The sequence below is a fragment of the Enterobacter nematophilus genome (assembly GCF_026344075.1).
Taxonomy (GTDB): domain Bacteria; phylum Pseudomonadota; class Gammaproteobacteria; order Enterobacterales; family Enterobacteriaceae; genus Enterobacter; species Enterobacter nematophilus.
Genome location: NZ_JAPKNE010000001.1, coordinates 302,361 through 315,924, shown reverse-complemented (window position 1 = coordinate 315,924; position 13,564 = coordinate 302,361). Strand labels below are relative to the sequence as shown.

Here is a 13,564-nt window from a genome sequence, read left to right as displayed (position 1 = left end):
ATCATTCCGCATTATTTGATTAACGCACGGGCCAGTTCCCTCTCCCCTAAGGGGAGAGGGTTAGGGTGAGGGGTAAGAGGTCAAACGGGCATGGATTTACGAATCGCGCTCAGCAGCGTTTGTGCGCCCGTGGAAAGTGGGGTATCCACGCGGGTCAAAATACCGATGGGTTCACCCGCACCGGGGGAGGTTATCGGCAGGGCGGTCAGCGTGCCCTGGCGTAAATCATCTTTTACCGCACCGGATGGGACGAACCAGACGTAGTCATAATCCAGGGTAAGCTGACGCGAAAGGGAAGCCGAAAGCGTTTCGATGCACCCTGAAGGCAGCGTACACCCCTGCATCTGCAGCAAGGATTCGGCGGCCTGGCGCGGGACGGTGCCTTTCGGGCAAACCACCACCGGCCACTCCATCACCCGACTTAACGTCACCGTGTCCTGCAGCAGGGGGTGATCGGGGCGAACCACCAGCTTCAGGGATTCCAGGAACAGCAGCTCATAATTGAGACCGCCCATCAGCTCAGGGTCGGACATTCGACCGATGCCGAGATCCAGTTCACCGGATTTCAGCCCCGCGAGCAGCATGGTGTTATTCATAGTGGCAACCTGAATAGTGGTATTGCGCTGCTGCTTGTGGAACTGACCAATAACGGGCGGCAGAATCCCCAGCGCCGCGGTTGGCAGGGCGCCGACGCGCACCACCTCGCTGGTGTGCTCTTCTTTTCGGTGCAGGGACTGGCCTGCGGTGTTGAGCGCATCCAGCACCTTCACGGCGTGCGTCAGGAACTGTTCGCCCACCAGAGTCAGCTGTGCCCCCAGCCGACCGCGGTCAAATAGCCGGGCGCCGGTCAGCTGTTCCAGCTCGTTGAGGGTTTTCGAGAGCGCAGGCTGGCTCAGGTTAAGAGTTTCAGCCGCGCGCCCCAGCGTTCCCTGTTGAGCGACGGCCACAAATGTATGCAAATGGCGCAAGCGTATGCGCTGACTGAACAGACCATTTTTTTCCATAGGCGATGTTAAAAACAGAGCGATGCGGGTGACAAGTTAAGTTGTTTAATTTTGATAACCTGATAGCAAAATATTTTTAACATTTGATCTGTTTGAGTTACAACATGTTTTTCAGGCGGGGCGGGTGATGAACGTCCTTGTTCATTTATTGCTCACTGCGTGGAAGGGAAAAAAGCGTAACGGGTTTTAAATCACGCCGTCGCCGCCGTCAGAACACCATACCTGACCGGAGGTAAAGGAACATTCATCCGAGGCCAGCGTGACGTACAGCGGGGCAATCTCGACGGGCTGCCCCGGACGACCCAGCGGGGTATCGCCGCCGAACTCCTTCACTTTCTCCATCGGCTGGCCGCCGCTGGACTGCAGTACCGTCCAGTAAGGGCCGGGGGCGACCGCGTTGACGCGAATGCCTTTCGGACCCAGCTGTTTGGCTAAGGATTTGGTAAACACCGCCAGACAGGCCTTCGTCTGGGCGTAGTCCAGCAGCACGGGGCTCGGCTTCACCGCCTGAACGGAGGAGGTGTTAATGATCACGGACGACGCTTTCAGGTGGCGCAGGGCCGCCTTGGTGATCCAGAAGGGGGCGTAAACGTTGGTTTTGAACGTCGCGTCAAAATCTTCGGTGGTCAGCTCTTCAAGGGATTCCCGGTACTGCTGACGGCCTGCGTTGTTGATCAGAATATCCAGCCCGCCCAGCTTCGAGACGGCTTCTTCGACCAGATTCTGGCAGAAGGTTTCATCCCGCACGTCTCCGGGCAGCGCGATGGCCTTGCGGCCTTCCGCTTTGATCAGGTCGATGACCTCGGCGGCATCTTTCTCTTCTTCAGGCAGATAGTTGATGGCAACGTCTGCCCCTTCACGGGCGTAGGCGATAGCCACCGCGCGACCAATGCCGGAGTCACCACCGGTGATCAGCGCTTTTTTGCCGGCAAGGCGGCCATGCCCTTTATAGCTTGTTTCCCCGTGGTCGGGTACAGGCTTCATTTCAGACGCCAGTCCCGGCGGCGTTTGCGGCTGTTCCGGGAAAGGGGGTTGCGGGTAAGCGTTCGTACGTTGTGTAGTATCACTCATAGCTGACTCCTTAAGCCAAGGGGTGAGATTTGATGGATAGTTGCAGCGTTAACGCTTCGCTGAATTATTTCTGCAAACGATCAACACGAACGACGGCAGGCGATGATTTTTTATCAAGCGAACCGTTGATACTGATCATCTGATCGGGTTTTACCGTTCTGCCGTCGAAGACTGCCTGGGGAATAATAACGTCGATTTTTCCGGTTTTATCCTGGAATACAAACTTATCGCCGCTACCGTCAATAAGATTACCGCGCAATGAAATTGTCGCGCCATCGTGCATTTGTTTTGCCTGATCGATGGTCATAATACGCGCGTCGTCGGTACCACGATATCCGCTATCCAGCGCGTGGGGTGGCGGCGGCGCTTCACCTTTTTGTAACCCGCCGTTATTATCTGCCCATGCAGCTGGAACCAGAAATATCAAAAAAGCGGAAATAAGTGATAATTTCATCTGATATCCTTCATTTTTGAGTGTCTTGACATATTAAGTATTGTTGCTATTCCTTTATGTGGCAAATGTGATAAGTCTTAAAAACATTCTCTTTGGAAATCAAAACTATCATGAAATAAGCGAAACGGTGACGATGACCATGAAGCGTGAAAATGAAAAGTTACCCGGGATAGATGAGAGTTATCGCTTGCTGAGGTTCGAATATACATTTCGCCAGGTGGGTTTTGTGGTACTGCTGGCTATTATCATCGCTGCGGTTGCCGGTCTTTTTTCAAGCGGAACGGTGAGCGATACGGCCAAAACCAATTCCGCTAACTCATTGAGCATAAACTATGAACTCTTCGGCCGGCGGGAGACGGAGTCAAGAATGCAGGTCACCTTCCCGGTGAAAACGGAGGGCAGATATACCCTCAGCCTGACCACCGATAGCAGCGACGTGTACGAGCCCGGCAGCGTCTGGCCGCAGCCAGATAAAATGTATAGCCACGGAAAAACCCTCTATTTGGTCTATGACGACCTGCAAAAATCAGACAATTTCTCTGTTTTATACTTCACGACACCTTCCAGAGCCGGTAAATGGAACACCGTCATCCGCGTTAACAACGAGCCGGAGATTAACCTCTGGCAATTTATTTACCCCTAGGAGGCTGATATGGATATGGTCTTTCGCGCGCTGGCGATTTATCTGTTTCTCGTGGTGGTATTTAAAGTGGCAGGGCGACGCGCGCTGCTGCAGATGACCAGCTTTGATCTCATCCTTCTCTTAATTATTAGTGAGGCGACGCAGCAGGCGCTTTTGGGGCAGGATTTCTCCGTTACCGGCGCAATGATTACTATTACCACGCTGGTGGTCGTTGACATTATATTTGGCTTGATGAAGAAATATTTTTCCCCGGTGGAGAATATCCTGGATGGAACTCCTGTGATTCTGGTTGAGAATGGCGTTCCCATAGCGGATAAGCTTAAAAAAGTCGACGTATCTTGTGATGATATTCTGGTGTCAGCGCGTCAAAATAATGGCATTACAGAAATGAGCGATATTAAATATGCCATACTTGAGCGCAATGGACATATTTCAATCATTCCTGTTGAAAAATAAGAGGCGGCAAAATGAGCAATCTTTTACACGACAGTCATTATACCGTGAGTGAACTCACCAAAAAGCTGGCGAGTAAATTAACCGATGCCGGGCTGCGCTTAACCACCGCGGAATCCTGCACGGGAGGAAAGCTTTCGGTGGCGCTGTGTGCAGAGGAAAACACGGCCGATTTTTATGACGTCGGGCTGGTTGTGTTCAGCGATGAAGCCAAATCGCGGATCCTCGGCGTGCGCCCTGAAACGCTGGCGCGCTATACCGCCGTCAGTGAACAGACGGTGACCGAGATGGCCGCCAGCATCCGCGACATTGCCCAGGCGGATATTAGCATCGCCATCAGCGGCTACGCGGGCCCGGAAGGGGGCGATGACGGCACGGCGGCGGGAACGGTCTGTTTTGCCTGGAATATCTGCGGTGAGACGAAAACCCGTACCGTCCTTTTCTCCGGCGACTGCCAGGACGTGGTGGAAAAAGCGGTGCAGTATTCGCTCGCTGAACTGGTGACGACATTATCGGACGGCAATAACGGCTAAATTCACGCGGAGGTTCTATGGCGGTCATAGTGATTACCGGCGGGACGGCGGGCGTGGGAAAAGCCACGGCGCTGCACTTTGCAAAGGCAGGTTACGATGTGGGGCTTATCGCCCGCGATGAAGCCAGCCTGCACTCAACCCAGGAAGAGCTGCGCCGCTTTGGCGTTAATGCCCACGCGGTGCAGGCGGACGTTGCCGACAGCCAGGCGGTGGTGGATGCGGCTAACGAGATTGAGTATCGCCTCGGGGCGATTGATGTCTGGGTCAACAATGCGATGGGTGCCGTGCTGGCACCGTTTCGCACCCTGACGCCGGATGAGTTTCGTCGCGTGACTGACGTTACCTATCTTGGGTTTGTTAACGGCACCCGCGCCGCGCTGGAGCTGATGGTGCCCCGCGACAGGGGCGTGATTATCCAGGTGGGGTCCGCGCTGGCCTACCGTTCCATCCCTTTGCAGTCGGCCTACTGCGGGGCGAAAGCGGCGATCCGCGGGTTCACCGATGCGGTGCGCACGGAGCTGATGCACGAGAACAGCCGGGTCCAGCTTTCGATGGTTCAGATGCCGGGGCTCAATACGCCGCAGTTCGAATGGGCGAGGAATAAGTTCGCCTGGGCGATGCGCCCGGTGCCGCCGGTCTTTGAGCCTGAAGTCGCCGCCAGGGCCATCTTTAAGGTTGCGCAGAAACCGGTGCGCGAGCTGTGGGTGGGCAGCAGCACCATCCAGTCCATCGTCGGGCAATTTTTCTTCCCCGGTTTTCTCGACCGGCTGATGGTGAAAAAAGCCTGGGAAGGCCAGATGACCGACGATCTGAACGCCGCGGATCGTCGGGACTATCTCGACCAGCCGGTTAACGACCTGCACAAAATCCACGGTCGTTTTACCGACGAAGCGAAGAACCGCGCCCCGTCCGTCACCTCCGGTATGCCGGGCAAGGTGGCGCTGGGGGCGCTCGCGGTGGCGGGGATTATGCTGACGCGCCTGATAACCCGCCGGAAACGCTAATCAGCGCAGCGCGCTGCGGTGCGTCCAGAACCAGCGGTAGCCGTAGCCGCCAATACTGAGTTCGACGGTTTTGCCGCAAACCAGCGCGTCGTCGTAGCGTTTGTCCGCGAGGCAGGCGGTCCAGGTGGCGTTGCGGATCCCCTTTGCGGTGAACTGTACCGGCTGGTCGCTGAAGTTAACGAAGGTCAGGATGCTGCGCTCGTCGGTCTCGTAATAGATCCCCAGCACCGCGTCATGATCGAGGGCGATGAGGCGAAAGGGCGCCACGGCAATTTCGGGGAACTCCGATCGGGTATTGGCAATATCAATGATCCGGTGCAGGAGCGAGTTGCGGTGAAGCAGCGAATCGGCGACGTTGATTTTCTGATAGCGGTAAGGGCCGTGGTCGATAATCGGCGCAATAAATTTTTCAGGATCGGCCGCCGAAAAACCGCCGCCCCGTGAGCCCGCCCACTGCATTGGGGTGCGAACGGCGTAGCGTTCCTCCAGCTCCAGGTCGTCACCCATGCCGATCTCATCGCCGTAGCGCATCACCGGGACGCCCGGCAGGGAAAAGAGCACCGCGTGGCAGAACGCCAGCCGCTTTGGGTCGCCATTCAGCATCGGTGCCAGACGTCGGCGGATCCCGCGCTGGTAGACGTTCATCTCCTCGTCAGGGGCGAAGGTGTCGAGGACAAACTGTTTATCTTTTTTGCTAATCCCCTCGAGATCCAGCTCGTCGTGGTTGCGCAGCCAGTTGGCAAAACAGCATGAATCGGGCGGGACGATCATCTTCTTCACCGCGTTGCGCAGCGGGCGGGCGCTTTTTCTGGCCAGGCTGACGTAGAAATACTTGTTGAGCCAGAAGTTGAGCACCAGATGCAGGCGGTCGTTATTGCCGAAATAGTCTTTATAAACCTCCACGTCCACGTCCACTTCACCGAGCAGGATTGCGTCCGGGTTACGCTGTTCGATAAGACGGCGCATGTGCTCCAGGATCCACAGACCCTTTTTCTCTTCGCCGTTGCCCGCCTGCTTCGTGAGGTGTGATGCGGCATCCAGACGAAATCCCGAAACCCCCAGCTTGAGCCAGAAGAGGATAATATTCTCAATCTCTTTAAGCACGGCGGGCGAGGTCAGATTCAGGTCCGGCTCGTGGCGGTAGAACATGTGCCGATAATACTGTCCCGCCTCGTCGTCCCAGCTCCAGATGCTTTTTTCCACGCCGGGGAACATGGGGGGCATGTCGTCTTCGTTGTTATCCGACCAGATATAGTAGTCGCGGTAGGGCGAGGCGGGGCTGCGGCGTGCCTGCTGGAACCAGGGATGGGCGTCCGAGGTGTGCTGGATCAGCAGCTCAATAATGACCTGCATGCCCAGTTCACGGGCCTGTTCGATAAAGGCGATAATATCGGCCAGTTTTCCGAAGCGGGGGTCCACCTGTAGATGGTCGCTAACGTCGTAGCCCTCATCGAGAAAGGGCGTGAGGTAAAACGGGGTGAGCCAGATAACCGTTGCCCCCATGCGGCGAATATAGCGCAGCTTGGCCGCGATCCCTGCGATGTCCCCGCAGCCATCGCCGTTCATATCATAAAAAAGCGCGGTATCAATCTGGTAAATAATGGCCCGTGTATGCCAGTCCGTCATAGCGTTCCTCAGTGATAGCCTTCAGTATCCGAAACTTTTCCCCGGAAGACGTAGTAGCTCCAGGCGGTGTACACCAGAATCACCGGAATAATCAGCAGGGTCCCGACCAGCATAAACAGCTGGCTGGCGGGGGGCGCCGCGGCTTCCCACAGAGTGATGCGCGGCGGAATGATGTTTGGCCACAGGCTGATACCCAGGCCGCTAAATCCGAGGAATATCAGCCCCAGCGTCAGCAGGAAGGGGCGCGAGTGGCTGGCAGGGTTGCGGGTCAGCCGCCAGATCAGCACGCTAAACAGGCCTACCAGCAGGGGAACCGGCAGGAACCAGAAGAAGTTGGGCAGGGTAAACCAGCGGTCGGCCACGTACTGCCAGCCGAGCGGCGTCCAGACGCTGACGACCGCGATCACCACCACCAGGGCCAGCAGCACGTGGCGGGTCAGTTCGCGCATGCGGTGCTGCAAGGCGCCTTCACTTTTCATGATAAGCCAGGTGGTGCCCAGCAGCGTGTAGGCGACCACAAGCCCGATACCGCAGAAAAGGTTAAAGGGCGTCAGCCAGTCAAGCGGCGAGCCCACAAAGCGTCTGCCCTCAACCTCAAAGCCGTTGATCACCGCCCCCACGACGATCCCCTGGCTGAAGGTGGCGAGCAGAGAGCCGCCGGCGAAGGAGTAGTCCCAGAACTTGCGGTGCGAAGGCGTCGCTTTAAAGCGAAACTCAAAGGCGACACCGCGAAAGATGAGGCCGATCAGCATCGCGGTGAGGGGGATAGTGAGCGCATCAATGATCACCGCGTAGGCCAGCGGGAACGCGCCGAACAGCCCCGCGCCGCCAAGCACCAGCCAGGTCTCGTTGCCGTCCCACACGGGCGCTACGCTGTTGACCATCACATCGCGCTCTTTGGCATCGCCCACGAAGTTAAACAGCAGGCCGATGCCCAAATCAAAGCCATCCATAATGATGTACATCAGCGTGGCAAAGACGATGATGGCAAACCAGATAACAGAGATATCGACGCCCATCAGTTTCTCTCCTGTTCCGGAACAGACTCCGCGGCAGACAGCGGACGGGCGGGGGTGCCCGACGTGTTTGACGTCAGCGTATCGACGGGCTGCGGGCCTTTCTTAATCAGCCGGATGAGGTACACATAGCCCACGCCAAACACCGACGAGTAGACAACGAAGAACGCCAGCAGGCTGATGCTCATCTGCAGAGTGCTGTGCAGGGAGACCGCGTCAATCGTGCGCAGATAGCCGTAGACGACCCACGGCTGGCGGCCCACTTCGGTGGTGACCCAGCCAGCGAGCAGCGCCACCAGACCGGCAGGCCCCATGCAGAGGGCAAACCACTGGAACGGACGCGAGTGGTAGAGCCGGTGGCGATAGCGCAGCCAGAGGCTGACCAGGCCAAGGGTAATCATCAGCAGGCCCATTCCGACCATGATGCGGAATGACCAGAAAACGATGGTCGAGTTTGGGCGATCCTCTTTCGGAAAGTCCTTCAGCGCCGGAACCTGCTTATCCAGGCTGTGTGTCAGGATTAGGCTGCCGAGCGCGGGGATCTCCAGACCGTACTTGGTGCGCTCCTCGTCCATGTCCGGCAGGCCAAACAGCAGCAGCGGCGTGGCCTCGCCGGGCGGATTTTCCCAGTGCCCCTCAATGGCGGCAATTTTGGCCGGCTGATGCTCAAGCGTGTTCAGGCCGTGCATATCGCCCACCACGGCCTGGATGGGGGCAACCAGCAGCGCCATCCACATCGCCATGGAGAACATGGTCCGTATGGCGGGGGTATCGTTACCGCGCAGCAGGTGCCATGCGCCCGACGCGCCGACAAACAGCGCGCTGCTCAGAAACGCGGCGATGGCCATATGAATCAGGCGGTAAGGGAAGGAGGGGTTAAAGATAATCGCCAGCCAGTCCTGCGGAATAACCTGCCCGTTCTCGATAGTAAAACCCTGCGGGGTGTGCATCCAGCTGTTTGAGGCGAGGATCCAGAAGGTCGACATCAGCGTGCCGAGCGCCACCATGCAGGTTGAAAAAAAGTGGAGCCCTGGGCCGACCTTGTTCCAGCCGAACATCATCACGCCAAGGAAACCGGCTTCCAGGAAGAAGGCGGTTAACACCTCGTAGGTCAGCAGGGGGCCGGTAATACTGCCCGCAAACTGGGAGAACCCGCTCCAGTTGGTGCCGAACTGATACGCCATGACCAGCCCGGAAACCACCCCCATCCCGAAGTTGACGGCAAATATCTTGAGCCAGAAGTGGTAAAGTGAGCGCCAGACGTCGTTTTTGGTGCGTAGCCACATGCCTTCCAGCACGACAAGATAGCTGGCAAGACCAATGGTAATCGCCGGGAAAAGGATGTGAAACGAGACGGTAAAAGCGAACTGAATTCTGGCGAGATGGAATGCATCAAGTTCGAACATGGTCCGTACCTCTGAAGCGATGGGGCACGAGAATTGCCGGACAGCGCAGGGCTGCCCGGCAAAACCGATTACGGTTTTTTCTTACCGGCGCCCAGCTCGGCACCGGTCAGCGGGTCGGAACAGGGATCGGACTTCGTGCGGGCAGACATCGCCTTAACCAGGGCTGCCTGTTCAGCTGTGAGCGTCACGCTGGCGCTGCCGTCTCCGCCATCAACCGCAGGCTGGGGGGACTCAACGTAATCAAAGTGCTTATCGCTGTTCCAGCTTCCGCGAACCTCTCCACCTTCAGACATATTGTAGTACTTGTTGGTGAATTCCTCGATTGGCGGCAGTTTTCCCGGCGGGAAATTGTTGCGAATGGACTGCAGAGCCTTCTCAAAGGAGAGCTGATGCGCCGCCTCACGCGTCATCAGAAACGCCAGCGCATCTTTCACTCCGGGATCGTCAGTGACGTTGATCAGCCGTTCATAGATGATTTTCGCCCTGGCCTCTGCCGCCACGTTCGAGCGTAGATCCGCCGTCGGTTCGCCGATGGTATCGACATAGGCCGCCGTCCACGGCACGCCCGCCGAGTTAGTGAGCGGGGTACCGCCGCCGTAGAGAAGGGAGGTGATGTGGCTGTCGTTACCGTTTTCGGTCATGGACCGATACAGCTCAGCCTCATTTTCTACCCCTTCCGCCAGCTCGCCTTTGGCGCCTTTGTTCAGCATACCGACCAGCGTACCGATGATTTCGAGGTGGCTAAGCTCCTCGGTTGCTATATCCATCAGCATATCCTTACGACCAGGATCGTCATCGCTCAACCCTTGCGTAAAGTAGCGGCAGGCGGCCGCCAGCTCGCCCTGCGGCCCGCCAAACTGTTCGAGCAACAGATTGGCAAGACCCGGATTCGGTTCAGCAACGCGAACCGTGTACTGCAGCTGTTTAACGTGTCGAAACATGCAGACTCTCCAGAGTTATTTTTTCGCTTCGACACCCGATGCGTCTGAACGCAGCAGGAACTGTTCCGTCGTCTGGGGGATGTGGCGAATCAGCCAGTCGGCCATCTCGCGCTCTTCCGCCAGGATCGTCTCAATGGCGGGCACGGAGGCGGTATCGCCCGCTTTTTTCGCGGCAGCAAGCAGGGAGGTATAGCAGGCGATTTCAAACTGCTCGAAAACATAGCCGCTGATCGAGCCCTTAACGATCTCATCAGAGGGGAACATGCCGCCGATGGACTGACCCAGCGCCGCCATTTTGCTCATCGAGTCTTTTAAAACCGAACGAGAAATATCATTACGGTCGAGGATTTCCTCCAGCAATGTGATTTGCCGTTTTGTCTCATTAAGATGCTGTTCAATTCTGGCGCGAACATCAGGATAATTATCGATACGGCTGGCCATAGATTCCAGCATTGACTCGGCTTGCTTTTCCATCGCATGGGCATCGCGTAGCCAGTCATGGTAGTGTTCTACGTGATTCATCATTGTATCCTCATTATGGGTTCGCTTATTTGGTCTCACTTTCAGCAGCCTGATCGGCACGCGCGGCACTGTAGCCAGACAAATGGCCGACTATATTAGCGTAAATACTGATGATAATGACCCACAGCACGCTGTTCTTCCACCATATTACGGAAGGGATAGCGAGAATGAACCATATTATAGCTGCCGTTAAATGGCACCGTTTAATTGTCCTGGGACTGATGCTCATTTTATTTAACCTGTATTATTGCGTCATTTCTGCGCTTTTTGGTTAATATTTCCAACGGCCAGATCGGTGAGTTTAAGGTCGGTCTCTTTTTCTTCTTCCAGCGTTTCGGCAAGAAGTTTAACGGCTTTTTTATAGCCCAGCTGTTCTGCGAGTGTTGCAAGGGTACCGTAACTGGCAATTTCGTAATGCTCTACTTTTTGCGCAGCGGCAATTAGGGCGGCATCACGAACTTCATTTTTTTCCGTGCTTTCGATGACTTCGTTGGCTTCTTCAATTAAGCCTTCCATCGCCACGCATTTCATGCGCTTGAGTTTGATACCGTCTTCCTGTTCAACGATCTGGTCGATACGTTCGATCTGACCCTGCGTCTCTTCAAGGTGTGCGGTAAAGGCCGCGCTCAGTTTCTCGCTGGATGCGGCACGGGCGAGCTTACTCAGCGCGCGGGTTAGCTGTTTTTCCGCACTGTAGGTATCCGACAGAAGATGAATAAATACATCCTCAACGCTTTTCATATTCATAATTATTACGCTCCGGTAAAATAAGGAGAGGGTACTGCGAGCTTTTCAGCCCGCAGCATGCTCTCTGGTATTATTAAAAGAGTACTAAATAAGATCAGGAGTTATCAGATTTACGGCCTCCGCCGTGACTGTTCTGTCCCCCTTTCTTACCCGCTTCAGATGCGCGTTGCGGATCGTTTTTAAAATTACCACCGCTGTGCTGGCCACCTTTACGTCCAGCTTCTGATGCTTTTTCACGGTCTTCAGCGAAATTACCGGAACCACCACGATGCTCTGCCATATTAAACCTCATATTCATATATTGGTTATGTCAGTACGATACGAAAATATTCCGTATCACTCGTCGTTCGAGTAATAACTCTAGTCGCTGTGCGTCATTCGTCAAATGCGTTTCGCCATTAGCGGTTACGTTATATTTAATTATTGCTGCGTTTGCGCTTCGCTTGGTTGGGAAATATGGAAGGGTGGGAAGGACTTGTAAACAAACGCTCGGATTAGTCCTAAGTTTAAGTTAAAAAGCGCAAGGTTGAAGCCGATAATAATGGCGTAACCAAATCGGATAATTTGCAAGCGGTGATATGGAAAAAATTACCTCTTCAGGGCTAGAAAAAATAGCCGCTACGAATCATAAGGAAAATCCTGGAAAAAGATGACGAGGCGCCCGGCAGGGGTCGGTAGCACACGGTTTAACCACTGGCGTCTTAAGATCACAAATCAGAAATTCTTCCCCCCGGAAGGAACGTCCTTCTCTACACTCCAGGTAATATTCACTGGAGGCATGACATCATGGCGAACACCATCACGGCTGATGATATTCGGGAACACTTTTCGCAGGCTATGTCGGCGATGTACCAGCAGGAAGTTCCGCAGTACGGCACCTTGCTTGAGCTGGTCGCGGACGTAAACCTGGCTGTTCTGGAAAATAACCCACTATTACATGAACAACTGGCGAACGCCGACGAGCTGGCGCGCCTGAACGTGGAGCGTCACGGGGCGATCCGCGTTGGCACCGCACAAGAGCTTTCCACCCTGCGTCGTATGTTTGCCATCATGGGCATGTTCCCGGTCAGCTATTACGATCTCTCGCAGGCGGGGGTGCCGGTTCACTCAACGGCGTTTCGTCCGGTTGACGATGCGGCGCTGTGCCGTAATCCGTTTCGTATCTTTACTTCACTGCTGCGCCTTGAGCTGATTGAAAACGTGGCGTTACGCGAGCGGGCGGCAGAAATTCTCTCTCACCGGAACATCTTTACGCCGCGCTGTCTGGAACTTATTGACCTCCACGAGTCGGAAGGGCGTTTTACCGAAGCGCAGGCGCACGAGTTTGTGCAGGAAGCGTTAGAAACCTTCCGCTGGCACCGTCATGCTACGGTCGACCAGGAGACCTACCTGGCGCTGAGTAATGAGCACCGCCTGATAGCTGACGTGGTCTGCTTCCCGGGCTGCCATATCAACCACCTCACGCCGCGCACGCTGGACATTGACCGGGTGCAGGAGCTGATGCCGAAGTACGGCATTGAGCCAAAAATTCTGATCGAAGGGCCGCCGCGTCGTGAAGTGCCGATCCTGCTGCGTCAGACCAGCTTTAAAGCCCTCGAAGAGCCGGTGCTTTTCGCCGGGGAACATAAAGGCACCCACACCGCGCGCTTCGGTGAAATTGAACAGCGCGGCGTGGCGCTGACCCCGAAAGGCCGTGAACTGTACGATAGCCTGCTGGCCCAGGCCGGAACCGGAAAAGATAACCTTACGCACCAGCTGCATCTGCGGGAGATTTTCAGCGCCTTCCCGGACAGCGAAATGTTCCTGCGCCGTCAGGAGCTGGCGTATTTTCGCTATCGCCTGACCCCGGCGGGAGAGGCCCATCGTCACGCGTTTCGTCCGGGCGATGACCCGCAGCCGCTGATCGAACGCGGGTGGGTGGTGGCCCAGCCGATAATCTACGAAGATTTCCTTCCGGTCAGCGCGGCGGGGATTTTCCAGTCCAATCTTGGAAATGAAACCCAGGCGCGCAGCCACGGGAATGCCAGCCGCAATGCGTTTGAAGCCGCGCTCGGCTGCCCGGTGTATGACGAATTTACGCTCTACGAGGAGGCGGAAACGCGCAGCAAACAGCGTTGCGGTTTGCTCTGAAATCGTTACTCTTC

Annotated in this window: 16 protein-coding genes; 5 read left to right on the top strand and 11 right to left on the bottom strand. The window is 55.9% G+C overall.

The genetic code is table 11. The annotated features are described in order from the left end of the window. Window positions 1–80: 80 nt before the first annotated feature. The 3 genes from OSH03_RS01500 to OSH03_RS01490 form a co-directional block, all read right to left on the bottom strand. On the bottom strand, window positions 81–1,004 hold the full coding sequence (locus OSH03_RS01500; protein WP_151413756.1) for a LysR substrate-binding domain-containing protein: 924 nt from the start codon (window positions 1,002–1,004) through the stop codon (window positions 81–83). Between the two features lie 186 nt (window positions 1,005–1,190). Further along, window positions 1,191–2,075, bottom strand: a complete 885-nt coding sequence (locus OSH03_RS01495; RefSeq protein WP_266178060.1) for an SDR family oxidoreductase — start codon at window positions 2,073–2,075, stop codon at window positions 1,191–1,193. Between the two features lie 64 nt (window positions 2,076–2,139). Beyond that, a complete protein-coding gene (locus tag OSH03_RS01490; RefSeq protein WP_061098261.1) occupies window positions 2,140–2,529 on the bottom strand; it encodes a YdeI family stress tolerance OB fold protein in 390 nt (129 codons plus the stop codon). A 139-nt stretch (window positions 2,530–2,668) separates the two neighbouring features. Here OSH03_RS01490 and OSH03_RS01485 point away from each other — a divergent pair, with 139 nt between their 5' ends. From OSH03_RS01485 to OSH03_RS01470, 4 genes are read left to right on the top strand one after another with little or no spacing between them, the layout of a single operon-like run. Then, window positions 2,669–3,172 (top strand): hypothetical protein, encoded by a 504-nt coding sequence (locus OSH03_RS01485; protein WP_266178624.1) that lies wholly within the window; start codon window positions 2,669–2,671, stop codon window positions 3,170–3,172. A 9-nt stretch (window positions 3,173–3,181) separates the two neighbouring features. Next, the gene (locus tag OSH03_RS01480) at window positions 3,182–3,628 is read left to right on the top strand and encodes a DUF421 domain-containing protein (RefSeq protein ID WP_266178059.1); all 447 of its coding nucleotides are present in this window, start codon (window positions 3,182–3,184) and stop codon (window positions 3,626–3,628) included. 11 nt (window positions 3,629–3,639) lie between these two features. Next, window positions 3,640–4,158: a 2-oxo-tetronate isomerase gene (locus tag OSH03_RS01475; RefSeq protein WP_266178058.1), complete on the top strand. Its 519-nt coding sequence runs from the start codon at window positions 3,640–3,642 to the stop codon at window positions 4,156–4,158. 17 nt (window positions 4,159–4,175) lie between these two features. Further along, complete coding sequence (locus OSH03_RS01470) at window positions 4,176–5,162, top strand: SDR family oxidoreductase (protein WP_266178057.1); 987 nt, start codon at window positions 4,176–4,178, stop codon at window positions 5,160–5,162. Here the strand turns inward: OSH03_RS01470 and OSH03_RS01465 are convergent, their stop codons facing one another. The 8 genes from OSH03_RS01465 to OSH03_RS01430 all read right to left on the bottom strand — a co-directional run bounded on the left by OSH03_RS01465 (window position 5,163) and on the right by OSH03_RS01430 (window position 11,700). Continuing rightward, window positions 5,163–6,788, bottom strand: coding sequence for an alpha-amylase family protein (locus OSH03_RS01465; RefSeq protein ID WP_266178056.1), 1,626 nt, complete (start codon window positions 6,786–6,788; stop codon window positions 5,163–5,165). A gap of 8 nt (window positions 6,789–6,796) precedes the next feature. Then, complete coding sequence (gene cydB, locus OSH03_RS01460; protein ID WP_166711100.1) at window positions 6,797–7,807, bottom strand: cytochrome d ubiquinol oxidase subunit II; 1,011 nt, start codon at window positions 7,805–7,807, stop codon at window positions 6,797–6,799. Next, the gene (locus tag OSH03_RS01455; protein WP_028013105.1) at window positions 7,807–9,210 is read right to left on the bottom strand and encodes a cytochrome ubiquinol oxidase subunit I; all 1,404 of its coding nucleotides are present in this window, start codon (window positions 9,208–9,210) and stop codon (window positions 7,807–7,809) included. Before OSH03_RS01455 ends, cydB begins: the two co-directional genes overlap by 1 nt. 68 nt (window positions 9,211–9,278) lie before the next feature. Further along, complete coding sequence (locus OSH03_RS01450) at window positions 9,279–10,151, bottom strand: manganese catalase family protein (RefSeq protein ID WP_266178055.1); 873 nt, start codon at window positions 10,149–10,151, stop codon at window positions 9,279–9,281. Between the two features lie 15 nt (window positions 10,152–10,166). Continuing rightward, window positions 10,167–10,673, bottom strand: a complete 507-nt coding sequence (locus tag OSH03_RS01445) for a ferritin-like domain-containing protein (protein WP_266178623.1) — start codon at window positions 10,671–10,673, stop codon at window positions 10,167–10,169. A 25-nt stretch (window positions 10,674–10,698) separates the two neighbouring features. Further along, window positions 10,699–10,902, bottom strand: a complete 204-nt coding sequence (locus tag OSH03_RS01440) for a hypothetical protein (RefSeq protein ID WP_013096662.1) — start codon at window positions 10,900–10,902, stop codon at window positions 10,699–10,701. A gap of 23 nt (window positions 10,903–10,925) precedes the next feature. Then, entirely contained in the window at window positions 10,926–11,420 is a 495-nt protein-coding gene (locus OSH03_RS01435; protein WP_008502272.1) for a YciE/YciF ferroxidase family protein, read from the bottom strand. A 94-nt stretch (window positions 11,421–11,514) separates the two neighbouring features. Continuing rightward, the gene (locus OSH03_RS01430; RefSeq protein WP_004150795.1) at window positions 11,515–11,700 is read right to left on the bottom strand and encodes a con-10 family general stress protein; all 186 of its coding nucleotides are present in this window, start codon (window positions 11,698–11,700) and stop codon (window positions 11,515–11,517) included. A gap of 506 nt (window positions 11,701–12,206) precedes the next feature. Here OSH03_RS01430 and hglS point away from each other — a divergent pair. Then, window positions 12,207–13,550: a 2-oxoadipate dioxygenase/decarboxylase HglS gene (hglS, locus tag OSH03_RS01425; RefSeq protein WP_266178054.1), complete on the top strand. Its 1,344-nt coding sequence runs from the start codon at window positions 12,207–12,209 to the stop codon at window positions 13,548–13,550. The last annotated feature ends 14 nt before the right edge of the window (window positions 13,551–13,564 follow it).

What these genes read in the sequence shown, in the direction of transcription:
- OSH03_RS01430 (WP_004150795.1), bottom strand. Translation starts at nt 11,700, where the DNA reads ATGGCAGAGCATCGTGGTGGTTCCGGTAATTTCGCTGAAGACCGTGAA.
- OSH03_RS01490 (WP_061098261.1), bottom strand. Translation starts at nt 2,529, where the DNA reads ATGAAATTATCACTTATTTCCGCTTTTTTGATATTTCTGGTTCCAGCT.
- OSH03_RS01495 (WP_266178060.1), bottom strand. Translation starts at nt 2,075, where the DNA reads ATGAGTGATACTACACAACGTACGAACGCTTACCCGCAACCCCCTTTC.
- OSH03_RS01485 (WP_266178624.1), top strand. Translation starts at nt 2,669, where the DNA reads ATGAAGCGTGAAAATGAAAAGTTACCCGGGATAGATGAGAGTTATCGC.
- OSH03_RS01500 (WP_151413756.1), bottom strand. Translation starts at nt 1,004, where the DNA reads ATGGAAAAAAATGGTCTGTTCAGTCAGCGCATACGCTTGCGCCATTTG.
- OSH03_RS01440 (WP_013096662.1), bottom strand. Translation starts at nt 10,902, where the DNA reads ATGAGCATCAGTCCCAGGACAATTAAACGGTGCCATTTAACGGCAGCT.
- OSH03_RS01450 (WP_266178055.1), bottom strand. Translation starts at nt 10,151, where the DNA reads ATGTTTCGACACGTTAAACAGCTGCAGTACACGGTTCGCGTTGCTGAA.
- OSH03_RS01465 (WP_266178056.1), bottom strand. Translation starts at nt 6,788, where the DNA reads ATGACGGACTGGCATACACGGGCCATTATTTACCAGATTGATACCGCG.
- OSH03_RS01435 (WP_008502272.1), bottom strand. Translation starts at nt 11,420, where the DNA reads ATGAATATGAAAAGCGTTGAGGATGTATTTATTCATCTTCTGTCGGAT.
- OSH03_RS01445 (WP_266178623.1), bottom strand. Translation starts at nt 10,673, where the DNA reads ATGAATCACGTAGAACACTACCATGACTGGCTACGCGATGCCCATGCG.
- hglS (WP_266178054.1), top strand. Translation starts at nt 12,207, where the DNA reads ATGGCGAACACCATCACGGCTGATGATATTCGGGAACACTTTTCGCAG.
- OSH03_RS01470 (WP_266178057.1), top strand. Translation starts at nt 4,176, where the DNA reads ATGGCGGTCATAGTGATTACCGGCGGGACGGCGGGCGTGGGAAAAGCC.
- OSH03_RS01455 (WP_028013105.1), bottom strand. Translation starts at nt 9,210, where the DNA reads ATGTTCGAACTTGATGCATTCCATCTCGCCAGAATTCAGTTCGCTTTT.
- cydB (WP_166711100.1), bottom strand. Translation starts at nt 7,807, where the DNA reads ATGGGCGTCGATATCTCTGTTATCTGGTTTGCCATCATCGTCTTTGCC.
- OSH03_RS01480 (WP_266178059.1), top strand. Translation starts at nt 3,182, where the DNA reads ATGGATATGGTCTTTCGCGCGCTGGCGATTTATCTGTTTCTCGTGGTG.
- OSH03_RS01475 (WP_266178058.1), top strand. Translation starts at nt 3,640, where the DNA reads ATGAGCAATCTTTTACACGACAGTCATTATACCGTGAGTGAACTCACC.